Origin of the sequence: Listeria farberi (genome assembly GCF_014229295.1) — a bacterium.
GTDB lineage: Bacteria > Bacillota > Bacilli > Lactobacillales > Listeriaceae > Listeria > Listeria farberi.
Map to the genome: position 1 here is coordinate 139,907 of NZ_JAARZL010000004.1, position 20,876 is coordinate 160,782.

Genomic DNA, 20,876 nt, shown 5'->3' on the forward strand with positions numbered 1-20,876 from the left:
ATGAGTTTAACTGAAATGCTACAAATCAAATATCCAATTTTACAAGGGGCAATGGCACAAATTGCCACATATGAATTAGCTTCGGCGGTATCAAATGCAGGTGGGCTAGGAATTATCGCATCAGGTGGAATGTCAGCAGACACATTACGAGAACAAATTCGTCTTTGTAAAGAAAAAACAACGAAACCGTTCGCTGTAAATATCATGTTGATGATGCCAAATTGTCCAGAACTTGTAGATGTCATTATTGAAGAAGATGTGCGAGTTGTTACAACTGGGGCAGGAACACCTAAACCATTTATGGAAAAATTTAAAGCAGCTGGAATTAAAGTTATCGCTGTTATCCCATCTGTAAAAATTGCACAAAAAATGGAAGAAATCGGTGTAGATGCAGTTGTTGCAGAGGGTACAGAAGCAGGGGGACATGTTGGAGAAACTACAACAATGGCACTCGTTCGTCAAGTCGTTTCAGCAGTAAATATCCCTGTCATTGCAGCAGGCGGAATTGCAGATGGTCACGGAATGGCTGCAGTTTATGCGTTAGGCGCAAGTGGTGTCCAAATCGGCACACTTTTCCTTGTTGCTGAGGAATGCCCGGTTCCAGCTAGCTTTAAGCAAGCGGTACTTGACGCAACGGATACGAGCACAACTGTAACAGGCCGCCGAAATGGTGCGCCAGTTAGAAGTATTAAAAACCCAATGATTCAAAAATATGTAGAACTAGAAAACGAAAATGCTTCTAGAGATAAATTAGAAGAATTAACACTTGGCTCCCTTAGAAAAGCAGTCCATGAAGGTGATGTCGAAAATGGTTCCGTCATGGCTGGACAAATTTGCGGAATGTTAACTGAAATTCGTTCCACAAGTGATATTATCGAAAATCTGATGAAAGAGTCAAAACAAGTCGCAAGTAACCTAGTCATTCAATAATAAAAAGGGCCAGCAGAATCTAATAGATTTTGCTGGCCCTTTTTCATTTGCGTCGATACATTTTGGTTAAATCTACCATTAAATAAACGAGCAATACTGCTGTAATGATAACAGCGATAAGATTAGCTACATCATTATGGAATAGAAAACTAATCCCATTGATGGCTAATGCAATTAAAATAATTATGAAATATTTTATCATTAGAAGTCTCCAGTTCTCTTTCTAATTATAAAGCGCCATCTTGAATGATTTCTGTTTTATAACCATCTGGATCTGTTAAGAAGTAATAGAATGGATCTTCACCTGGAAGTCCTTTTAAGTCTGTAACGGTGTAACCAGCTTCTTTATGTTCCTCAAGTAAAGCACGTACATCAGGAACGCCAACAGCTAAATGGCCATAACCGTTTCCTAAGTCGTAAGCTTCTTTTTGGTCATAGTTGTATGTTAATTCTAGTTCAAAACCGCCTTCTTCAAACGCCATATAAACTAAAGTGAATTCGAAATCAGGGAAATCTTTACGACGAACTTCTTTTAACCCTAATGCTTTTTCATAAAAAGCAATGGATTCAGTTAGATTTTTTACGCGGATACACGTATGTAACATTTTTGCAGTCATTTTTTCTTCCTCCTTTTAAACTTCTTTCTTCATTGTAGTATATCTCGGAAGTGAATACAAACAAGGAATATTGATGGAAGTAAAGCCACTTTTTCGGTATAATGATGATTGTGAAGAAAGGCGGAAGTGAAATGACAAAAATCAAACGAATTATGACAGGAATAATCCAAGAAAATTGTTATATCATTTATCAAGATAATTTAGCATTAATTGTTGATCCGGGCGAAGAAGCTAATAAAATTGAAGCGGAAATTGCTAGTCTAGGAGTGAAACCGATTGCTGTTTTACTAACGCATTGTCACTATGATCATATTGGCGCTTTAGAAGAAATTCGCTCGACTTATCAAATCCCGGTATATGTTAGCCCCTTAGAACAAGAATGGCTTTCCAATCCAGATTTAAACCTATCTGCGCAAATCGCTGGAAAAGCAATTATTGCAGAGCCTGCTGAATACGAGTTTACATTGGGTGAGTATAATATAGAAGGTTTTCGCTTTAAAGTAGTTCCGACACCAGGCCATTCAATCGGCAGTGTAAGTTTTATTTTTGATGATTTTGTAGTAGTAGGTGATGCGCTCTTTAAAGGAAGCATTGGTCGAACTGATTTATATACAGGAGATTTTGATACATTAATTAATAGTATTAAAACACAATTATTTATACTACCAGATGATTTAGCAGCTTATTCAGGACACGGAGATGCAACTACTATCGGACATGAAAAGAAAACAAACCCATATTTCAACTAAAAAAGAACTTGCAGAAGCATCTAGTCTGCAGTTTTTTTGTAATTAATATAGAGAGGATGTTAGAACATGCATTCAGATGAAGAAATTTTCAAAGATACGACAACTAAAGCCCTACTCCAATTACTAAAAAAAGATATAGATTTTCATGAACATTGTTACCAAGAAATTTTTCCAAGAGGGAAAGAAATCAAAATGAATGATAACAAAAACTTCAAGATTTATCTAGTGGAAAGTGGTTATTTTGCTTATTGCCTCAAAAATGAATATGGCGACTTTGGAATTATTAGTTTTGTTAGTAGTGAGGTTGCTATTAATTTAATTCCATTAATCCAAGAAGAACCGGAAGATGCTTTTTTACGCTGTTTAACTCAAGTTCGTTGCTGGGTGCTTGATCCTGATTTTGTTGGGCGAGTGTTAGACGAAACTAATCAAAAAGCTAATTTCTTATTGTCGAACTTACTATACACAAGAAAAGTTTATTTTAAAGCTAGTAAACGTACTTTTATGAAAAAAGAACTTCGTATTAGAGCTTGTCTTAAAGAAGTTGGTTTATATATGGGAAGAGTAACGAAAGATAAAGAATATATTTTACCAGATGAAATTAATAATTCTATTTTAGCTCAATATGCAAATACTACAAGAGAATATACAAATATTATCGTATTGAAATTAAGAAAAGATGGAATTTTAGATGATAGTCATAAGCCATGGATAATTAAAAAAATGGATGCGTTATAACTTATAAAACTTAATATTTATTGATTTTATTGCTGTAAAAGGTGGAAAAATTAAAAAAGTATCTAAAAAAACGTGATAAAAAATGTCACAAAAAGTACTTATTTAGCTATTTTATACCTAAAAAATGTTGGTTTTAACTATATAATAGTGAAAAAAATCTTGTTTTATGCTAATAATGTTATTTTATTTGATTTATACCTTCTCTAGAGTGTTTTCATTCTGTGATATTATACTTTAGAGGAGGAATTTGCAATGAACACATTAGAAAAAAGACAACATGAAATTTTGACCAATCCACTTCATTTTTGTAAGAAGTCTGGAGATTTTGCTAAACATAGTATGAGTATTAAGCTTTCTAAAAATGAGCTGTTTGATGTTGATTTTGTAACAGGAATCTATTTTGTTGAAAAAGGGATTGTTATGAAAGGAACACAAATAGATGATTATATAGGCTATGATCAATTATTGAAGCATGGTGATGTATGCAATTTTTCATCTTTTATGTCCCCAGATTTAAAACGTAATATTAGCGCAAAATTATTATCGCCTAGTTCTAGTGTTATTACTGCAGTTGATAGAGATTTTTTTATTTTTATGGTAGAGAAACATGTAAGTATTGAAGAATTTATGTTGTATCAGTCTAAAAAAGAAATTATGATATTGCAACGTCGCTGCTTATTGAATACGCTAAAAGTTAAAGACCGTGTTAAGCATGTGATTGCTGCAATTGGCTATGAATATGGTATTTCAAACGGTGATAATATTCAAATTCCGCAAGAATTATCTACTACATTTTTATCTAAGTTTATGGGAATCACAAGAGAATATCTTAGTCTGACACTTAGCGAACTAAAAAAAGAAGGTTATCTATTAAATACTAAAATTCCTTTGATTATTAATGTAGAAAAACTATTCAATGAAATTCCATACGAATCATTAATTTTATAAATAAAGGAAGATAGTCTAACGGCTGTCTTCTTTTTTATGCTAAAATGAAAGAAAAAAAGGAGTTCCACTATGAGTGAATACTTGGAAATCCCAGAATTAAATAAAGCTTTCCCATTTCGTTCTTTTATCAACGAAGGAGGAGTCCTTGTTTATCCTCATTGGCATAAAGAAATCGAGATTATTTATGCATTAAAAGGCAGTCTTAACCTTGGCGTAAATGACATGCCGATTCAACTTCATGAAGGCGAAATTCAAATTATTAATGGCGGAGATGTCCATTATTTTTTAGCTTCACCAAATAGTGAACGTATCGTTATTCAATTTGATTTAAGCCTATTTCAAGAAGAAATGCAAATGGATGGACAAAATGACTCGCTTCGAGAAATGCTCACGGAGATGGCTCGTTTAAGTCGAGATTGGTCTGAAGAAACGACTGCGAAGATGCAATCACTTATTACAAATATCCATTTAGAATCAAGCAATGATTTACCTGGCAAACATTATATTCTTAAAGCAGATTTGCTAGCGATTATCGGTTTAATTTATCGCGAAATACCGCAGAAAAAAACGCAACCTGATAGTGTGATTTCTGAACAAGCTGTGCTTAAATCAAAAGAAACACTTCAAAAGCTAGATCAAATTTTTTCCTATGTAGAAAAGCATTATCAAGAACCGGTTAGTCTACAAGAAGTAGCAGATTATACTGGATTTAGTACGTATTACTTCACGAAATTCTTTAAACGAAATACAGGCATGACATTTGTGACTTTTTTAAATGATTACCGTTTAAATAAAGCGAAATGGATGCTGTTAAATGAGGCATTCCCTGTAACAGAAGTGGCCGAATTAGCTGGGTTTAGTAGCGTGAAAACCTTCCATCATGCCTTCAAACGAGCAATGGGTATCGCACCATTAAAATATAGAAAGACAATATACGGGAATAATTAAGCAATAAATTAGGAAGATTTACCTCGAGTAGTTTTGTATGATGTAACTATCAAAACTATTGGAGGTTTTTTATTATGACATTAAAAGTTGGGATTATTGGTTGTGGAGGCATTGCAAACGGGAAGCATATGCCAAGTTTATTAAAAGCTGAGAAAGCAGAAATGGTTGCTTTTTGCGATATCGTTTTAGAAAAAGCGAAAGTAGCAGCAAAAGAATTTGGCAGTGAAAATGCAAGCGTATACACAAACTATATAGAATTGCTTCAAGATAAATCCATTGATGTCATCCATGTTTGTACACCAAATATTTCCCATGCGGAGATTTCTATTGCAGCAATGGAAGCAGGAAAACACGTCATGTGCGAAAAACCCATGGCGAAAACTACAGCAGAAGCGAAAAGTATGATTGAAGCTGCAAAACGTACAGGAAAAAAGCTAACTATTGGTTACCAAAATAGATTCCGCAAAGACTCGGATTACTTACATCAAGTGTGCGAGAACGGCGAATTAGGCGATATCTATTTTGCAAAAGCAAAAGCGATTCGTCGCCGAGCTGTACCAACTTGGGGTGTGTTTTTAGATGAAGAAGCCCAAGGTGGCGGACCACTTATTGATATTGGAACGCATGCACTTGATTTGACGCTTTGGATGATGGACAATTATAAACCGAAATATGTCGTAGGAAACAGTTATCATAAACTTGCAAAAAAAGAAAATGCAGCAAATGCATGGGGCTCATGGGATCCAAGTAAATTTACAGTAGAAGATTCTGCTTTTGGTTTTATCACAATGGAAAATGGAGCGACAATTGTATTAGAAGCAAGTTGGGCGCTTAACACACTTGATGTTGGTGAAGCGAGAACGTCGCTATCAGGAACAGAAGGCGGCGCGGATATGGAAGACGGTTTACGAATTAATGGCGAAGCACACAGCCAAATGTACGAAAAGAAAATTCAATTAGAAGCAGGCGGCGTTGATTTTTATGATGGAACTGGCGATGACCCTGCATTAATTGAAGCAGAACAATGGTTAGAAGCAATTGAAAAAAATACAGAGCCTGTTGTAAAACCAGAACAAGCACTTGTTGTAACACAAATCTTAGAAGCTATTTATGAATCATCGAAAACAGGACAACCAGTCTATTTTAATTAAGGAGGAAGTGCCTTTATGAAAGCAAAAATTGCATTACAGTTATGGAGTGTTAAGGAAGCTTGCGAAGATGACTTCTTTGGAACGCTAGAAAAAGTGGCGAAAATGGGTTATGACGGTGTGGAATTCGCCGGCTATTACGGCAAATCTGCCAGTGAAATTAAAGCGAAATTAGCCGGACTGGGACTAGAAGTAGCTGGATCACATATTAGTAAAGAACAGCTTGAAGCAGATTTAGACAAGGTAATTCTGTTCGAACGCGAATTAGGTAATAAATACATTATCTGTCCGTATGCAGATTTTAAAACGAAGGAAGGCTGGCTAGAATTCGGTGAAGAGCTTCGCAAAATTACAAAAACTATCCGACAAACTGGGATGCATTTTGGTTATCATAATCATGCCCACGAATTAGATAAATTAGATGGTGAAATTATTTTGGACGACCTCCTCAAAAATGTACCGGAAATGGTTGCTGAATTAGATACTTACTGGATAGAGTATGCTGGTGTAGGAGTTATCCCTTTTATTGAAAAATATCGTAACCGTGTACCTCTTATTCATATTAAAGATAAATCGAAAATGAACAAAGAAAGTACCATTATTGGTGAAGGAGTTCTTGATGTTCCAGGTTTCGTGAAAACAGCTCTTGAATCAGGAACAAAATGGCTAATTATTGAACAAGAAGCATTTACGCAAGATCCGCTAACAAGTGTTGCTAAAGGCTATACGTATTTAGCGAATGTATTGGAGGAGAAATAATATGACACGTGTAACAGTGTGGAACGAATTTTTACACGAAAAAGAAGATGATGCAGTGCTAGCCATTTATCCAGATGGAATTCATGGGCAAATTGCTAGCTTCCTAAAAAAAGCAGGAATAGACGCAGGAACGGCTACTTTAGAAGAGCCGGAACATGGACTTACGGAAGAAGTACTAGCGAATACGGACGTACTGATTTGGTGGGGACACATGGGGCACGACCGAGTAGAAGATAAAGTTGTCGACCGTGTGCAAAAACGTGTTTTAGAAGGTATGGGGCTTATCGTACTTCATTCTGGACATATGTCAAAAATCTTTATGCGCTTAATGGGCACGAGTTGTGATTTAAAATGGCGTGAAGCAAATGAAAGGGAGCGTCTTTGGGTAGTAGACCCGACACATCCAATCGCAAAAGGTATTGGCGAATTTATTGAATTAGATGAAGAAGAAATGTATGGTGAGCATTTTGATATACCAGCACCAGATGAACTCATTTTCTTAGGCTGGTTTGAAGGGGGAGAAGTATTCCGAAGTGGTATCACATATAAAAGAGGCAATGGACGGATTTTCTATTTCCAACCAGGCCATGAATCCTATCCAACATACCACCATCCGGATATACAACAAGTCATTATTAATGGTGTACATTGGTGTGCAGAAGGTCGAAAAAATTATCCGGCATACGGAAATCATCAACCACTTGAAAACATAGGGAGGAAATAAAAATGAAATTAGGCGTATTTACACCATTATTTGCAAATTTATCATTAGATGAAATGTTAGATAAAGTAAAAGCGGCGGGACTTGATGCTGTCGAAATCGGGACTGGTGGGAACCCTGGAAATCATCACTGTCCAACCGACGAACTTTTAGCGAGTGAAGCAGCTCGCAAAGAATACTTAGAAAAATTTACTAGTCGAGGATTAACAATTAGTGCTTTTAGTTGCCATGATAACCCGATTTCTCCTAATAAGGAAGAAGCAACAGCATCTGATGAAATTTTGCGTAAATCAATCAAACTAGCTTCTTTAATGAACGTTCCGGTTGTTAATACATTTTCTGGAACTGCTGGTGATAGTGACGATGCCAAAGCGCCAAACTGGCCGGTAATTCCTTGGCCAACTGTTTATAGCGATATTAAAACATGGCAATGGGAAACAAAATTAATTCCTTACTGGAAAGAAATTGGCGAACTTGCAGCGGCTTCTGGTGTTAAAATTGGTATTGAATTGCACGGTGGTTTCTTATGCCATACACCATATACCATTTTAAAACTGCGGGAAGAAACAAATGACGCTATCGGCGTTAATTTAGATCCAAGTCATTTGTGGTGGCAAGGAATTGACCCAGTTGGCGCTATTAAAATCTTAGGGAAAGCTGGAGCAATTCATCATTTCCACGCTAAAGATACGTATTTAGATCAAGATAATATCAATATGTACGGCTTAACTGATATGCAACCATATGGTGACGTTCAAACAAGAAGTTGGACATTCCGTTCGGTTGGTTGTGGTCATAGTTTGACAGAGTGGTCGGATATTATGAGCGCACTTAGAACATATGGGTATGATTATGTAGTCAGCATCGAACACGAGGACCCATTAATGTCGATTGATGAAGGATTCGACCGAGCTGTTACAAACCTACAATCAATCTTAATTAAAGATAAACCACTAGATATGTGGTGGGCTTAACAATAAGAAAGGATGTCTTAGGATGAAAAAATATCAATTAGTAATTGTTGGTTACGGCGGAATGGGAAGCTATCATGTAACACTTGCATCGGCTGCTGATAATTTGGAAGTTCATGGTGTATTCGACATTCTAGCAGAAAAACGTGAAGCCGCTGCTCAAAAAGGCTTAACAATCTATGAAAGTTTTGAAGCCGTTTTAGCAGACGAAAAAGTAGATGCTGTTCTTATTGCGACGCCGAATGATAGTCATAAAGACTTGGCTATTAGCGCACTCGAGGCTGGTAAGCACGTCGTTTGCGAAAAACCAGTGACAATGACAAGTGAAGATTTGCTAGCAATTATGGATGTAGCAAAAAAAGTAAATAAACATTTTATGGTTCATCAAAATAGACGTTGGGACGAAGATTTCCTTATTATTAAAGAAATGTTCGAACAAAAAACGATTGGCGAAATATTCCATCTAGAATCACGTGTCCACGGGGCAAATGGTATTCCTGGAGATTGGCGACATTTGAAAGCGCACGGTGGTGGCATGGTACTTGATTGGGGTGTACACTTACTTGACCAATTGTTATTCCTAGTGGATAGTAATGTGAAGTCCGTATCTGCTAATTTAAGCTATGCGCTTGGAGATGAAGTTGACGACGGCTTTGTAACATTCATTACTTTTGAAAATGGCATCACTGCACAAATCGAAGTAGGAACAACGAACTTTATTAAACTTCCTCGCTGGTATGTGAAAGGGACAGGAGGAACTGGCATTATCCATGATTGGGATTTAAGCGGGGAAATCGTCCAACCAACTGCCCTTGCTAAAACATCTGAGCCAACACCAATTAAGGCTGGTCAAGGTCTAACAAAAACAATGGCACCACCAAGTGAAGAAGCTACGAATACATTATCACTTCCGGCACCTGCCAAATTAGCTCCTTCTTTCTATAATAATTTTGTCGATGTATTAAATAATACGAGTGAACCTATCGTTCAAAATGAAGAAGTTTATCAAGTTTTAAAATTGATTGAAGCCATATTTGAAGCGGCTGAGACAAATCGAACGATCCATTCTATTTAAAAAAGATGTTTTAGCTTCCTATATTGTGGAAAAGACTACTATGGAGATAAAGATTCTTCATTAGAAAATAAATTCTAATTAGGAGGCAATATCAATGAGCGAAGATAAAGGTATGAAAGACAAAGCAAAAGGACTTAAAGACAAAGTAGTAGGTGACGCAAAAGACAAGTTCGGTAAAGCAACAGATGATAAAGGCAAACAAGTAGAAGGTAAAGCTCAAAAAGCTAAAGGCGAAGTAGAAGATAAAACGGGCGACGCTAAAAAGAAATTATCCGAATAAGTTAAAAAAACAGGCTTGAATTTTCAAGCCTGTTTTTTCTATAGAAGATGAGTTCAATCGTGTCTTCCTCCATATTGTTACACTTAATAAATAAAAGAAAAAATGCGTTGCTTAGCCTTTTTGTAAGACTATAGCAACGCATTTTTATTGTTCTGCTAAATATTTAATTTTGTCTGGGACATTTTTTATTTTTTTGTAATTAACAACCATTTTGTTTTCACCAATTAATACTTTAAATTGGTTGTTTTTAGTTAGTTGTTTTTCAGAATAGAAAGTAATATTTTTTTGTTTTCCTTTATCATCATAGACTTTAGAAACGTATTTGTAACCTTTAAATTGATTCTTTGTTACCGCTTTTCCATTGTCTTCCACTTTAAGGTAGTAGGATTTTACTGCGGCATCGGTTGGCATCGCATACTCCCAAATAGCACAAACAGCTAGAAGAACTGTTGCTAACACCATCAAAACTCTTTTTTTAGTAAACATTTCTCCTTCATCCTTCCTTTTCTTTATTACATTAAGTTTACAATGAATGCAGAAAAATATCCTGTTTGTTAACTAACAATATCATCTTATAACCTTACAATTTTGTCAGAATGATAATAAAAATGCACCATAAGATTGTGAAGTTATAAAAAACTGTATTTTAATCTACTAAATGTAGAAATGATGAGAAAAATAGGCACTATAAGTTGTGGTGTTTCTAGTGGCTTAATGTGCAAGGAAACACATGAATTTACTTAGAAAATTTTTTTATTTGCTAAAAACCTTGGTGTAATCGTCGTTTTGGAGATTTCGTTGATAAAATCAAAGCACTATATCTTGCATTCACAATGAAAAAGTTATACTATATATAGTATCGAAAGCGAAATATTGCTTCATCGCCTTTTAACTTTTATTGAGGGGAATTTGCTCCTTTAAAAGTTAATTTTTTTGCTCCATGGAACGACCACAAATAGTTCAGCGGACGAATGAAAAGCGCAAAATGAATCAGATATTTTTACAACGAGGAAAAAAGGATGAAATGGGGATTGCAAATGACAACTTACATAGTGAAAGACGGGGGAAACAGAAAGCTACCTTTTGACAAAAGCCGATTGGATGGATATTTAGAGAAAATCCATGAAGAATTTCCAAAACTTGATTTAGAAGATTACAAACGTAAGGTTTTTAATTTTGTAGAGAAGAAGGAAGATTACGCGGCTGACGAATTAGTCGATTATTTAATTAGGGAAGCTGAAGCTCGTACAGATATTCATATTCCTGAATGGGAACATTTCGCGGCACGCCTTTATTTAAACAAATTATATAAAAAAGCAAGTAAAAATCGTTTCTATAATGATGATGATAAATATGGTTCGTATGTTGGACTTCAAGAAAGTTTAGGCGAACGTGGTATTTATTCTGGTAATATTTTAAAAAATTATTCTAAAGAAGATTTGATTGCAGCAGGGAAATTAATTGACCCTGAAAAAGATAAATTATTTACTTATAATGGTTTGTATTTACTTGCGACACGTTATTTAGCAACTGACTCTGAACGTAATGTGTACGAGTTGCCACAAGAGCGCTGGTTAACTATCGCCCTTTATTTAATGCAAAACGAACCAAAAGAAAAGCGTATGAAGTTAGTTGAAGAAGCTTACTGGGCGCTAAGCAATTTATATATGACTGTTGCAACTCCAACTCTTGCAAATGCTGGAAAAGTTGGTGGGCAATTATCTAGTTGTTTCATTGATACAGTAGATGATAGCTTGCAAGGTATTTATGACAGCAACACCGATGTTGCTCGCGTTTCTAAGCACGGCGGCGGTGTTGGAGCATATCTTGGTTATGTTCGGTCAACAGGAGCAGCTATCCGCGGCGTAAAAGGCGCAAGTGGTGGCGTTATTCCTTGGATTAAGCAATTAAACAATACCGCGGTGAGTGTAGACCAACTAGGTCAACGTAAAGGTGCGATTGCTGTTTATTTAGACGTTTTTCATAAAGATATCGAATCTTTCCTTGATTTACGTTTAAACAATGGAGATCAACGTTTACGTGCCCATGATGTGTTCACAGCAGTTTGTATTCCGGATATTTTCATGGAAGCTGTAGAACGTCGCGGCGAGTGGTATTTGTTCGACCCACATGAAGTAAAAGCGAAAAAAGGCTGGTACCTGCAAGATTTCTACGATGAATCAAAAGGCGAAGGTACTTTCCGCGAAAAATATGACGAATTAGTAGCTGATGAAACAATCAGTAAAAAAATTGTTAAAGCAATTGATATCATGAAACGTGTTATGATGAGTCAATTAGAAACAGGGAATCCATTCATGTTCTACCGTGATGAAGTAAACAGAATGAACCCTAATAAACATGAAGGCATGGTGTATTCTAGTAACTTATGTACAGAAATCATGCAAAACATGAGCCCAACAAAAATGATTCAAGAAATTATTTCTGGAGATCAAATCGTTATTACAAAACAAGCGGGAGATTTTGTTGTATGTAACTTATCCTCTGTAAACTTAGGTCGTGCCGTTGTGGCGGAAGAAGAAGGTACTTTAGAACGTTTAATCGAAGTAGAAGTACGAATGCTAGATAATGTTATTGACTTAAACGAACTGCCAGTACCACAAGCAACCATTACGAACCAAAAATACCGTTCGATTGGGCTTGGAACATTCGGTTGGCATCATCTGCTTGCTCTTAAAAATATCGCATGGGACTCAGAAGAAGCTGAGAAATATGCCGATGAATTATACGAACAAATTAACTATTTAGCTATTCGCGCAAGTAATAAACTAGCACAAGAAAAAGGTGCTTACAAAGTCTTCAAAGGCAGTGACTGGAATACAGGAGAATATTTCGCACGTCGTAACTATAACTCACCTGAATGGCAAGAATTAGCGAAAGAAGTAGCAGAAAAAGGCTTGCGTAATGCTTACCTTGTAGCTGTTGCGCCAAATATGAGTACTGCTCAAATTGCTGGTTCAACTGCTTCGATTGATCCAATTTACAGCGCATTCTATTATGAAGAGAAAAAAGATTACCGTCGTCCAGTAATTGCACCGGACTTAAACCTAAGCACATACCCGTACTACGAAAAAGGTGCTTATAAAGTTGACCAATTCGCAAGTGTACGTCAAAACGGTCGTCGTCAACGTCACGTAGACCAATCACTAAGCTTTAACTTCTATGTACCAAGTGGTATTAAAGCAAGTAAACTACTTGAACTACACATGACTGCTTGGAATGAAGGGCTTAAAACAACTTACTATGTCCGTTCCAATGATATCGATGTAGAAGAGTGCGAATGGTGCTCAAGCTGATAAATCTCTAAAACATTTTATTAATAACACAATAAGAAAGGGAGGGCTTGCCTAGATGGCTAACCAAAAAGAACAACTGACACGTATTAAAATTTTAGAACCTTTATTTCCTAATCGTTCTACTTCAATCATAAACGGAGAAACTAGCGGGATTTTGAATTGGAATGATATCCCTTATCCATCTTTCTACCGTGCTTATAAAGAACTTTCTACTAACTACTGGATTCCTGATGAAGTAGATATGAAGAGCGATGCAAAACAATATCCTGCTCTTTCCGAACAAGAAAAATATGCTTTTGATGCGATTATTGGCTTACTTGCAACACTGGATTCTCCGCAAACACGCTTTATCTATAACATTGCGGAATATATTACCGACCCAGCAGTTCATGCAAACGCAGCAATTATCGCACAACAAGAAGTAATTCATAATGAGAGTTACTCGTATGTACTTGCTTCTATCACAAATTTACAAGAGCAAAATCGCGTCTTTGAACTTGCGAGAACACACCCAACAATCATTAAACGTAATGAACCAATCATGACAGCATATGATGATTTTATGAATAACAAAACAGGTGAAACGCTTGTAAAAGCATTAATTCAATCTTCTATTTTAGAAGGAATTAATTTCTATAGTGGCTTTGCTTACTTCTACAATCTTGTTCGTCAAAATAAAATGACTGGAACAGGGAAAATCATTAGCTTTATCAATCGTGATGAACTAGCTCACTCGAAGTTTATTTCAGAAGTAATCCGGGCAATCCTTGGGGAAAATCCAGAATTACAAACAGATGAGCTAGTGGAATATACACATGAAGCTTTCCGTCACGCTGTTGAACTTGAAACAGAATGGTCTGAAGAAGTGTTGCAAGGTATTGAAGGTATTGATGTGGAAGAAATGGTTGATTATGTGAAATATCGGGCCAACAAAATGCTCGGAATGCTTGGTATTCCTGAACTTTATCCTGGACACAGTGATAATACAATGACATGGATTAAAGCCTACGCAGATAACTTTACAGAAACAAAAACCGACTTTTTCGAAATGCGCAATTCAAGCTATAAAAAAACGAATATGGATAATGGATTCGACGATTTATGAGGATTTTGTTAGCCTATGATTCTCTGAGCGGTAATACGAAAATGGTGGCTGATGAAATTGAAGAGATATTAATAAACGAAGGGCATGAGGTTGTGTCCTTTCGTGTATCTCCTTTAGCCATGTATCCGCTAGATGAGGATTTTGACTTGTACATGTTGGGGGCATGGACAGTCGACTACGGAAGAACACCGCCGGATATGAAAGATTTTATCGCGGAACTAGCCGTTAAGCCCAAGAATGTAGCCATTTTTGGCACTGGGGAAACACAATGGGGTATGGAGTTTTATTGCGGAGCTGTCGACCGAATGGCAAAATACTTCGGCACAAGCTACCCAACTTTAAAAATAGAACAAATGCCACACACAGAACAAGATGTGGCTGATATAGACAATTGGGTCAAGAAAATTTTAGTATTAAGGAGTGAAATCAAATGACAAGTATTGAAATTAAATCACCGGAAGAGTTCCAAGCTCATATTAATGGGGAAGAATTAGTATATGTAGATTACTGGAAAGATAATTGTCCTAATTGTAAAATGCTTGATCTTTCTTTTGCTGAATTCAAAAACTCTGAAATCGCAGGCAAAGTGAAAGTATTAAAAGTAAAATTAGAAGAAATGGGCGAAAATTTCTTTTTTGATCGTGATGTACAACAAACACCAACACTTGTACTATATAAAGGTGGCGAAGAAATCCACCGTTTAAACGGATTTATTCCACCAAACAAAATTGAAGAAGCAGTTTCATTAAACGCGTAATTTAATGAGTAGCAAGTCTCCTTATAAAAAGGCGGCTTGATGCTCATTTTTTTATAAGATTTTGCAATATTTTTCACAAATAAATTCTTCTAAAGGAGCTAAAATAGTGAGACAACTACAAGATGAAATTACTGCTTTTCTAAAAGAACGTGATTGGCTAGATCAATACAATCATCCAAAAGATTTAGCAATTTCGTTGTCACTTGAAGCAGCAGAATTACTTGAATGCTTTCAGTGGAAAACAGATGAAACAGCGCTAAAAGAAAATCGTGAAGAACTTTTAAAAGAAGTAGCTGATGTAATTATCTATGCCCTTCAAATTGCAGAAAGTATGGGAGCGAATGGTGAGGAACTTGTTCGAATGAAATTAGCAGAAAATCGTATGAGAACTTGGCCGGAAAAATAGAAAAAAGCTACTTTACCACAGATTGTGATAGAGCAGCTTTTTATTTTAATAGGAATAAGAACGTTTACGGCGTTTTTTGGAACGGACCATTGTAAAAATTCCTGCTATAACTAAGATAATAGAAATGATACATACACCAAAACCAATAAGTCCAGTAATGCTAAACGAAAAGCCAAAACCAATCAAACCAATCAGAAGTAACACTAAGCCAGCTAGTTTCATTTGAAAACTCCTTTCAGAAATCTTATCTCTATTATATAGGAATTATCTGAAAAAAATAAGACTTTAAAGATAAAAAATTTTTAAAGATGAAAAGCATTGATAGAGCACCAGTTCGCATAAGTTGGAAATAGTCAAGACTGCAAAGGAAAAAATTTATCTGTTATAGTAAGAAAGTGAGAGAAGCAAGGAGGAAAACATATGGATTTTAAAGAGTATCAAATTTTAGCAAATAGAACTGCTGCAACACACGAACAGGCGTTAACAAATTACGGGCTTGGTATTACTGGCGAGGCCGGTGAAGTTGCCGATTTGATTAAGAAATATGCTTTTCATGGACATGATTTAGATAAGGAGTCCCTAACAAAAGAGCTAGGAGATGTCCTATGGTACGTATCACAAATTGCTAAATGGGCAGATATAAGTATGGAAACAGTGGCAGAATCAAATATCGAGAAATTGAAGCGGCGTTATCCTCAAGGTTTTTCGACCGAGCGAAGTAAACTCAATATCAATTAAAAAAACGTTTGTATTTAAGAAAATTAATTTTCCTAAAATACAAACGTTTTTAGTTTTTTAGTGAGCTAGAAAACCTGCTAAATAGCGTATAAATTACATATTGGATAATCGAAAAGTAAAATACAAAATTCCAAAATGGCCAGTGAAAAACACTAAACATAATTTGTAATGAATCAATTGGTTGCGTAAGTAAATGGATGGAGTGTAAGCGAGAGAACCGTCCGATGTATATCGCATAACTAGATAATAAAATTAACCCAATCAAAAGTAATTGATAACTTAGTAAACTAGTCCAATTAAATCGTCTTCTTATTTCAGCAAGCATCTTTGCGAAAGACCAAAATCCAATAAATAATCCAAAGAACACACCGACGATAATATAAGTGAAATGTCGCCATAACCAAGGCGCTGTTGAAAGTATTCCTTCTGCTCCGTAAATTTCTAAACGTTGTAAATGAAGTAAATCAGTTAAAAGATACGGTGCATTTGGGAAAAATACTAGCCAAACAATCCCTAATGGCCAAAAAATCCACCAGACGCGAGGTTTTTTTGTGAGAAATACTGCTATTTCGAAAGGTATATAAGCAAGCCCGACATTTAAAATTAGAAAAGTGTAAGTATCTGCAGTGAAATGCAGAAAAAGAAAGTATCCGAGTAAGAACGCTCGGCAAGTCCAAATTGCTTTCGTCATGAAATAGTCACCTCGTGTTTGCTATTGTATCATAAATCGGGGTGACGAGGACATCTTAACCTGCTAAATGAAACAAAAGTACTAAAGCTAGACCAAATGCTGAAAGAAAAACAGAACCGATTAACGCTGCAGCAAAAGGTTTTCCACCCATTTTTCCGAACGATGGCAAGTGGACATTTAAACCGAGTCCACCCATTGACATAGCAATGAGGAAATATGCGCAGATGACAAGAAAATCAGTTACAGAGGTTGGAATAATTCCAAAGCTGTTAATTGCACTAGTAGCTAAAAAGCCGAAGATAAACCATGGTACAGGAAGTTCAGCCCATGAAAAGCGGTTTTTAGTTCCAGCATTAACCATCTTTGCAACAACAAAGCAGACTGGAACAAGTAAGGCTACACGTGTTAATTTAACGATAACCGCCATATCAACAGCAGATGAGCCGCCTGGATCTGCAGCTGCAATAACGTGGGCAATTTCATGAAGAGTAGCCCCTGCAAAAATCCCATAACCATCTGGTCCGAGTGGTAGAATTGGATAAATCAACGTATAGATAATGGTGAAAATAGTTCCAAGTAGTGCAATAATCGTAGCAGCGACAGCCGTTTGGTTGTTATCAGCTTTTACTTGGGGAGAAATCGCAACTACTGCAGCCGCACCACAAATTCCCGTACCACAAGCGACCAGAATAGCTAGTTTTTTATCCACCCCAAAAAGTTTGGCTAAAAAATAAACAATAGTAATACCAACGCTAAGACATAAGGCAGCAATTAGAAATACACGCCATCCAGCATGATAAATATCAACTAAGTTCAAGCGAAAACCAAGTAAAATAATCCCAGCACGAAGAATGACCTTGTTGGAAAACTGAATACCAGTAAACCATTTATCTGGAACTGGGAAAAGTGCACGAATGATAATACCAATTAAAATAGCAGTTACAAGTTGTCCAAGAATCATTAAGAATGGTAACTTCGCTAAAAAATAAGATAAGGTAGCAATACAGAAAGTAAGCGCAATACCATACCAAAAAGTCTTCGTTTTAAATAAAATTCGACTCATTTTTATCCCCCTTTCTTTTATACTTTTACTTTACCATTCCTGATTTTATTAGTAAAATTTATATTAATTATATTATCGATAAGTTATTTTTATGGAGGTGTGACGATGGATGAGGCATTAAGAACGTATATCCGAGTAGTAGAATTGCAAAGTTTTACAAAAGCAGCTGAAGAATTACACATTTCGCAACCCGCAGTATCGTTGCAATTAAAGAAATTGGAAGAACTTTACGAAACAGAACTTATTTACAGACAGGCTAAAAAGTTTATTTTAACAGCAACAGGAGAAATTTTATATCACCGTGCCAAGCAATTAGAAGGGCTATATAAACAAGTGGAAGATGAAATAAGTTTATATCACCATCATTTAAAAGGTCGACTTCGAATTGGTGCTAGTTTTACGATAGGAGAGTATTTTTTGCCAGAAGTGGTTGCGAAATTTCATGCCCTTTATCCGGATATTACAATAGAACTAATTATTGAAAATACCGCGAAAATTGCTGACAAAGTGGAACTTCTTCAAGTCGACACAGGGCTTATTGAAGGCCAGGTAAGTAAGAAAGATTTGGAGATAAGTGCTTTTTCGGATGATGAGATGTGTATCGTTGGTCGAGCAGACGGTTCACTTACAGAAATCGAACAAGGAGCAACTTGGATTGCGCGAGAAGAAGGCTCAGGAACGCGTGAATATTTGGATCATGTATTAAGTACCAATGGCTGGAATGTTGCTGAAAAAGTTGTTGCTTGGAGTAATATGGCGGTCAAACAAATGGTTCTTGAAGGAATGGGCTACACCGTTATTTCTAAGTGTGTTGTTCAAACAGAAATTACATCAGGAAAACTGCAGACGTTTAATGAGGCTGGAAGCTTAATGCGGAAGTTTTCGGTACTAAAAAACAGACAAAGACTTGAAAATCGAATTGCTGAAACCTTTTTAACATTTTTAAAGGAAAACCAGTAAATAAAACTAGCTTTTTAACAAACTAGTGATTACAATGAGAAAGAATACATTTTAGAAAGGGAGAAGCAATGAAAGAATATTTTATAGATCGTTCCTATAAGGCTTCTATGGGAATTGCGAATGCGGTTCTTGTAACGCTTGGAATTGGACTTCTTTTGCAAACAATTGGGCAGATGACAGGGATTTCATTTCTTGTTACAGTTGGCGCAATTGGTAAAACGATGTTAATTCCGGGAATTGGTGTTGGTATTGCGATGTGCTTGCACGCAAATACGCTTGTGACGATAAGTGCGGCAGCCTCTGCTGTTATTGGTGGTGGGGCAGTGGCGACGTTAGCTGGTGGCGGAGTTGCTATTACTAGCGGAGAACCAGTCGGAGCTATTTTGGCTGTTATTGTGGCGGTTTGGACTGGGAAGCGAGTCACTGGAAAGACAAAATTTGATATGATTTTAATTCCTGGTGTTGCACTTTTAGCTGGTGGACTTAGTGGTATTTTATTTGCAAAAATCATGGCGCCGATTTTAGCTTCTGTAAGTCTTGGAATTAGTTCATTAATTGGTGGTTCACCGCTGATTTCATCGATGGTTATTGCTTTTGTGTTTGGCTTACTGATACTTAGTCCAGCTTCATCTGCTGCGCTCGCGATTGCGCTTCAACTTGATCCAACTGCAAGTGCTGCGGCATTGATCGGTTGCTCGGTTCAATTCGTGTCTTTTGCAGTATTAAGTTACCGGGATAATAACTGGGGTGCATTTTTTGCCCAACTTATCTGTACACCAAAATTACAAACACCCAACATCATTAGAAAACCTAGCCTTATGTTAGTACCACTCTTAACAACACTAATTGCTGGACCTCTTGGTGTGATGGTATTTCACATTCAAGCCGCAAGTGAAGTCGCAGGTCTCGGATTATGCGCCTTTGTTGCACCACTTTATTTAATAGCAAATTACGGATTCAGCACACTTGCTGCTTTTATTTTGGTAGCAGTTGTCTTGCCAGGTGTTATTGCACTTATTGTCAGACCGTTTCTTATTAAAAAGGAACGCTTGAAAACAGGTGATTTAACGATTGAGCTACAGTAGAAGAGTATAGAAAGTAGAGCTTTATCGCTCTACTTTTTATATTGGAATTTTGAATAAGCTTATGCTATGATTTATTGTAATGACAATAATACAACTTGAAAGGGAAGACCTAAAATGGTTAGAAAATTAAATAAGATGAATGATGCATCGCCACTTTATGCACAAATAGCGGATGACTTACGAGAAAAAATCCAAACAGAAATTTGGCAAACTGGAGACAAAATTCCACCAGAGCTTGATTTATGTGAGTTATACAATGTCAGTAGAATTACTGTGCGGAAAGCGATTGATGAGCTAGTTCGTGAAAATTTACTTTATAGAGAACGTGCGAAAGGTACTTTTGTACGTGACTGGGAAGAAGCAGAGGATGAGCACTTTACGTTAGTGCGCAGTTTTACGAATGAGATGAAAGAACTTGGTAAAAAGGCGGCTACGCTACATGCGGAAGTAGAAGTGATCAATGCCGATAAAAAAATTGCGTTACAGCTAGGGCTGGCTGTCGGGGACAAGGTGCTACAAATTAAGCGGCTACGCGGTACGAAAGACTTGGCGTTTGCACTGTTTATCAGTGTGATTCCTTATAATCAAGAGTATTCACTTCAAGCAGAAGATTATTACGGTTCTTTTTATGAATATTTGAAAGGCTTCGGTATTATCGTTAATCAAGAAAAGGAATATATTGAAGCGATGCTGCCAAATCGTGAAGTTCAGGAAGCTCTCGCAATCGACAAACAAGAACCAATTTTGAAAAGGGTGCGGATGACGAAACAAAAAGAAAGTGATTTTAGAGAATACAGCGAATGCTTTTATGTAGGAAAGCATTATCGATATTATATTGATTTTGAATAAAAGAAAGCCTATCAACATTTTTGA

At 36.4% G+C, this 20,876-nt stretch carries 26 protein-coding genes; 20 read left to right on the plus strand and 6 right to left on the minus strand.

Going from position 1 to position 20,876, the window contains the following annotated elements:
* The gene (locus tag HCB38_RS11660; RefSeq protein WP_003737240.1) at nucleotides 1–930 is read left to right on the plus strand and encodes a DUF561 domain-containing protein; all 930 of its coding nucleotides are present in this window, start codon (nucleotides 1–3) and stop codon (nucleotides 928–930) included.
* 43 nt (nucleotides 931–973) lie between these two features.
* On the opposite strand, the gene HCB38_RS11665 is transcribed toward HCB38_RS11660, so the two are convergent.
* Nucleotides 974–1,132: a hypothetical protein gene (locus HCB38_RS11665; protein ID WP_003763485.1), complete on the minus strand. Its 159-nt coding sequence runs from the start codon at nucleotides 1,130–1,132 to the stop codon at nucleotides 974–976.
* A 25-nt stretch (nucleotides 1,133–1,157) separates the two neighbouring features.
* Nucleotides 1,158–1,547 (minus strand): lactoylglutathione lyase, encoded by a 390-nt coding sequence (gloA, locus tag HCB38_RS11670; RefSeq protein WP_010991098.1) that lies wholly within the window; start codon nucleotides 1,545–1,547, stop codon nucleotides 1,158–1,160.
* A gap of 131 nt (nucleotides 1,548–1,678) precedes the next feature.
* Between gloA and HCB38_RS11675 the strand changes: the two genes are divergently transcribed.
* The 10 genes from HCB38_RS11675 (at nucleotide 1,679) to HCB38_RS11720 (ending at nucleotide 9,884) form a co-directional block, all read left to right on the plus strand.
* A complete protein-coding gene (locus tag HCB38_RS11675; RefSeq protein WP_185319329.1) occupies nucleotides 1,679–2,296 on the plus strand; it encodes an MBL fold metallo-hydrolase in 618 nt (205 codons plus the stop codon).
* Nucleotides 2,297–2,362: 66 nt separating this feature from the next.
* Nucleotides 2,363–3,034 (plus strand): cyclic nucleotide-binding domain-containing protein, encoded by a 672-nt coding sequence (locus HCB38_RS11680; protein ID WP_185319328.1) that lies wholly within the window; start codon nucleotides 2,363–2,365, stop codon nucleotides 3,032–3,034.
* 252 nt (nucleotides 3,035–3,286) lie between these two features.
* Nucleotides 3,287–3,982, plus strand: coding sequence for a Crp/Fnr family transcriptional regulator (locus HCB38_RS11685; RefSeq protein ID WP_185319327.1), 696 nt, complete (start codon nucleotides 3,287–3,289; stop codon nucleotides 3,980–3,982).
* Nucleotides 3,983–4,051: 69 nt separating this feature from the next.
* Nucleotides 4,052–4,930 (plus strand): acid resistance transcriptional regulator GadR, encoded by an 879-nt coding sequence (gene gadR, locus HCB38_RS11690; RefSeq protein ID WP_185319326.1) that lies wholly within the window; start codon nucleotides 4,052–4,054, stop codon nucleotides 4,928–4,930.
* 74 nt (nucleotides 4,931–5,004) lie between these two features.
* Nucleotides 5,005–6,081, plus strand: a complete 1,077-nt coding sequence (locus HCB38_RS11695) for a Gfo/Idh/MocA family protein (RefSeq protein ID WP_185620286.1) — start codon at nucleotides 5,005–5,007, stop codon at nucleotides 6,079–6,081.
* A gap of 15 nt (nucleotides 6,082–6,096) precedes the next feature.
* Nucleotides 6,097–6,837, plus strand: coding sequence for a sugar phosphate isomerase/epimerase family protein (locus HCB38_RS11700; protein WP_185607837.1), 741 nt, complete (start codon nucleotides 6,097–6,099; stop codon nucleotides 6,835–6,837).
* A gap of 1 nt (nucleotide 6,838) precedes the next feature.
* The gene (locus HCB38_RS11705) at nucleotides 6,839–7,561 is read left to right on the plus strand and encodes a ThuA domain-containing protein (protein ID WP_185323128.1); all 723 of its coding nucleotides are present in this window, start codon (nucleotides 6,839–6,841) and stop codon (nucleotides 7,559–7,561) included.
* A gap of 2 nt (nucleotides 7,562–7,563) precedes the next feature.
* Nucleotides 7,564–8,532, plus strand: coding sequence for a sugar phosphate isomerase/epimerase family protein (locus HCB38_RS11710; protein ID WP_185319322.1), 969 nt, complete (start codon nucleotides 7,564–7,566; stop codon nucleotides 8,530–8,532).
* Nucleotides 8,533–8,554: 22 nt separating this feature from the next.
* Complete coding sequence (locus tag HCB38_RS11715) at nucleotides 8,555–9,604, plus strand: Gfo/Idh/MocA family protein (protein WP_185319321.1); 1,050 nt, start codon at nucleotides 8,555–8,557, stop codon at nucleotides 9,602–9,604.
* Between the two features lie 94 nt (nucleotides 9,605–9,698).
* Nucleotides 9,699–9,884, plus strand: a complete 186-nt coding sequence (locus HCB38_RS11720) for a CsbD family protein (protein WP_003722282.1) — start codon at nucleotides 9,699–9,701, stop codon at nucleotides 9,882–9,884.
* 144 nt (nucleotides 9,885–10,028) lie between these two features.
* Here the strand turns inward: HCB38_RS11720 and HCB38_RS11725 are convergent, their stop codons facing one another.
* Nucleotides 10,029–10,370 (minus strand): YxeA family protein, encoded by a 342-nt coding sequence (locus HCB38_RS11725; RefSeq protein ID WP_185319320.1) that lies wholly within the window; start codon nucleotides 10,368–10,370, stop codon nucleotides 10,029–10,031.
* A 533-nt stretch (nucleotides 10,371–10,903) separates the two neighbouring features.
* On the opposite strand from HCB38_RS11725, the gene HCB38_RS11730 reads away from it, so the two are divergent.
* From HCB38_RS11730 to HCB38_RS11750, 5 genes are all read left to right on the plus strand, one after another.
* Nucleotides 10,904–13,198 carry a ribonucleoside-diphosphate reductase subunit alpha gene (locus HCB38_RS11730; protein ID WP_185319319.1) on the plus strand — a complete coding sequence of 765 codons (2,295 nt, stop codon included), beginning with the start codon at nucleotides 10,904–10,906 and terminating at the stop codon, nucleotides 13,196–13,198.
* A gap of 55 nt (nucleotides 13,199–13,253) precedes the next feature.
* Nucleotides 13,254–14,303 carry a ribonucleotide-diphosphate reductase subunit beta gene (locus tag HCB38_RS11735; RefSeq protein WP_185319318.1) on the plus strand — a complete coding sequence of 350 codons (1,050 nt, stop codon included), beginning with the start codon at nucleotides 13,254–13,256 and terminating at the stop codon, nucleotides 14,301–14,303.
* Nucleotides 14,300–14,737 (plus strand): flavodoxin, encoded by a 438-nt coding sequence (locus tag HCB38_RS11740; protein ID WP_185319317.1) that lies wholly within the window; start codon nucleotides 14,300–14,302, stop codon nucleotides 14,735–14,737. Before HCB38_RS11735 ends, HCB38_RS11740 begins: the two co-directional genes overlap by 4 nt.
* Complete coding sequence (locus tag HCB38_RS11745) at nucleotides 14,734–15,060, plus strand: thioredoxin family protein (protein ID WP_185319316.1); 327 nt, start codon at nucleotides 14,734–14,736, stop codon at nucleotides 15,058–15,060. The genes HCB38_RS11740 and HCB38_RS11745 overlap by 4 nt, the downstream gene beginning before the upstream one ends.
* 106 nt (nucleotides 15,061–15,166) lie before the next feature.
* Nucleotides 15,167–15,466 carry a nucleotide pyrophosphohydrolase gene (locus HCB38_RS11750; protein WP_185319315.1) on the plus strand — a complete coding sequence of 100 codons (300 nt, stop codon included), beginning with the start codon at nucleotides 15,167–15,169 and terminating at the stop codon, nucleotides 15,464–15,466.
* 45 nt (nucleotides 15,467–15,511) lie between these two features.
* Here the strand turns inward: HCB38_RS11750 and HCB38_RS11755 are convergent, their stop codons facing one another.
* Nucleotides 15,512–15,688 carry a hypothetical protein gene (locus tag HCB38_RS11755; RefSeq protein ID WP_185319314.1) on the minus strand — a complete coding sequence of 59 codons (177 nt, stop codon included), beginning with the start codon at nucleotides 15,686–15,688 and terminating at the stop codon, nucleotides 15,512–15,514.
* A 198-nt stretch (nucleotides 15,689–15,886) separates the two neighbouring features.
* On the opposite strand from HCB38_RS11755, the gene HCB38_RS11760 reads away from it, so the two are divergent.
* Complete coding sequence (locus HCB38_RS11760) at nucleotides 15,887–16,204, plus strand: nucleoside triphosphate pyrophosphohydrolase family protein (RefSeq protein ID WP_185319313.1); 318 nt, start codon at nucleotides 15,887–15,889, stop codon at nucleotides 16,202–16,204.
* Between the two features lie 49 nt (nucleotides 16,205–16,253).
* Here HCB38_RS11760 and HCB38_RS11765 read toward each other — a convergent pair whose 3' ends face one another.
* Together HCB38_RS11765 and HCB38_RS11770 are read right to left on the minus strand one after the other, a co-directional pair.
* Nucleotides 16,254–16,895 carry a DUF1361 domain-containing protein gene (locus HCB38_RS11765; protein WP_185319312.1) on the minus strand — a complete coding sequence of 214 codons (642 nt, stop codon included), beginning with the start codon at nucleotides 16,893–16,895 and terminating at the stop codon, nucleotides 16,254–16,256.
* 55 nt (nucleotides 16,896–16,950) lie between these two features.
* Nucleotides 16,951–17,958, minus strand: coding sequence for a YeiH family protein (locus tag HCB38_RS11770; protein ID WP_185319311.1), 1,008 nt, complete (start codon nucleotides 17,956–17,958; stop codon nucleotides 16,951–16,953).
* Between the two features lie 105 nt (nucleotides 17,959–18,063).
* Here HCB38_RS11770 and HCB38_RS11775 point away from each other — a divergent pair, with 105 nt between their 5' ends.
* The 3 genes from HCB38_RS11775 (at nucleotide 18,064) to HCB38_RS11785 (ending at nucleotide 20,852) form a co-directional block, all read left to right on the plus strand.
* Nucleotides 18,064–18,918 (plus strand): LysR family transcriptional regulator, encoded by an 855-nt coding sequence (locus HCB38_RS11775; RefSeq protein WP_185607839.1) that lies wholly within the window; start codon nucleotides 18,064–18,066, stop codon nucleotides 18,916–18,918.
* 68 nt (nucleotides 18,919–18,986) lie between these two features.
* Nucleotides 18,987–20,003: a PTS sugar transporter subunit IIC gene (locus HCB38_RS11780; protein ID WP_185607840.1), complete on the plus strand. Its 1,017-nt coding sequence runs from the start codon at nucleotides 18,987–18,989 to the stop codon at nucleotides 20,001–20,003.
* A 114-nt stretch (nucleotides 20,004–20,117) separates the two neighbouring features.
* On the plus strand, nucleotides 20,118–20,852 hold the full coding sequence (locus tag HCB38_RS11785) for a GntR family transcriptional regulator (protein ID WP_185638627.1): 735 nt from the start codon (nucleotides 20,118–20,120) through the stop codon (nucleotides 20,850–20,852).
* Nucleotides 20,853–20,876 lie beyond the last annotated feature (24 nt).

Bases quoted from the DNA above. Each gene is read 5' to 3' on its own strand.
- HCB38_RS11695 (WP_185620286.1), top strand. From the start codon at position 5,005: ATGACATTAAAAGTTGGGATTATTGGTTGTGGAGGCATTGCAAACGGG.
- HCB38_RS11685 (WP_185319327.1), top strand. From the start codon at position 3,287: ATGAACACATTAGAAAAAAGACAACATGAAATTTTGACCAATCCACTT.
- HCB38_RS11785 (WP_185638627.1), top strand. From the start codon at position 20,118: ATGGTTAGAAAATTAAATAAGATGAATGATGCATCGCCACTTTATGCA.
- HCB38_RS11735 (WP_185319318.1), top strand. From the start codon at position 13,254: ATGGCTAACCAAAAAGAACAACTGACACGTATTAAAATTTTAGAACCT.
- HCB38_RS11740 (WP_185319317.1), top strand. From the start codon at position 14,300: ATGAGGATTTTGTTAGCCTATGATTCTCTGAGCGGTAATACGAAAATG.
- HCB38_RS11760 (WP_185319313.1), top strand. From the start codon at position 15,887: ATGGATTTTAAAGAGTATCAAATTTTAGCAAATAGAACTGCTGCAACA.
- HCB38_RS11755 (WP_185319314.1), bottom strand. From the start codon at position 15,688: ATGAAACTAGCTGGCTTAGTGTTACTTCTGATTGGTTTGATTGGTTTT.
- HCB38_RS11675 (WP_185319329.1), top strand. From the start codon at position 1,679: ATGACAAAAATCAAACGAATTATGACAGGAATAATCCAAGAAAATTGT.
- HCB38_RS11780 (WP_185607840.1), top strand. From the start codon at position 18,987: ATGAAAGAATATTTTATAGATCGTTCCTATAAGGCTTCTATGGGAATT.
- HCB38_RS11715 (WP_185319321.1), top strand. From the start codon at position 8,555: ATGAAAAAATATCAATTAGTAATTGTTGGTTACGGCGGAATGGGAAGC.
- HCB38_RS11700 (WP_185607837.1), top strand. From the start codon at position 6,097: ATGAAAGCAAAAATTGCATTACAGTTATGGAGTGTTAAGGAAGCTTGC.
- gloA (WP_010991098.1), bottom strand. From the start codon at position 1,547: ATGACTGCAAAAATGTTACATACGTGTATCCGCGTAAAAAATCTAACT.
- HCB38_RS11775 (WP_185607839.1), top strand. From the start codon at position 18,064: ATGGATGAGGCATTAAGAACGTATATCCGAGTAGTAGAATTGCAAAGT.
- HCB38_RS11745 (WP_185319316.1), top strand. From the start codon at position 14,734: ATGACAAGTATTGAAATTAAATCACCGGAAGAGTTCCAAGCTCATATT.
- HCB38_RS11730 (WP_185319319.1), top strand. From the start codon at position 10,904: ATGAAATGGGGATTGCAAATGACAACTTACATAGTGAAAGACGGGGGA.
- HCB38_RS11720 (WP_003722282.1), top strand. From the start codon at position 9,699: ATGAGCGAAGATAAAGGTATGAAAGACAAAGCAAAAGGACTTAAAGAC.
- HCB38_RS11660 (WP_003737240.1), top strand. From the start codon at position 1: ATGAGTTTAACTGAAATGCTACAAATCAAATATCCAATTTTACAAGGG.
- HCB38_RS11710 (WP_185319322.1), top strand. From the start codon at position 7,564: ATGAAATTAGGCGTATTTACACCATTATTTGCAAATTTATCATTAGAT.
- HCB38_RS11680 (WP_185319328.1), top strand. From the start codon at position 2,363: ATGCATTCAGATGAAGAAATTTTCAAAGATACGACAACTAAAGCCCTA.
- gadR (WP_185319326.1), top strand. From the start codon at position 4,052: ATGAGTGAATACTTGGAAATCCCAGAATTAAATAAAGCTTTCCCATTT.
- HCB38_RS11665 (WP_003763485.1), bottom strand. From the start codon at position 1,132: ATGATAAAATATTTCATAATTATTTTAATTGCATTAGCCATCAATGGG.
- HCB38_RS11705 (WP_185323128.1), top strand. From the start codon at position 6,839: ATGACACGTGTAACAGTGTGGAACGAATTTTTACACGAAAAAGAAGAT.
- HCB38_RS11765 (WP_185319312.1), bottom strand. From the start codon at position 16,895: ATGACGAAAGCAATTTGGACTTGCCGAGCGTTCTTACTCGGATACTTT.
- HCB38_RS11725 (WP_185319320.1), bottom strand. From the start codon at position 10,370: ATGTTTACTAAAAAAAGAGTTTTGATGGTGTTAGCAACAGTTCTTCTA.
- HCB38_RS11770 (WP_185319311.1), bottom strand. From the start codon at position 17,958: ATGAGTCGAATTTTATTTAAAACGAAGACTTTTTGGTATGGTATTGCG.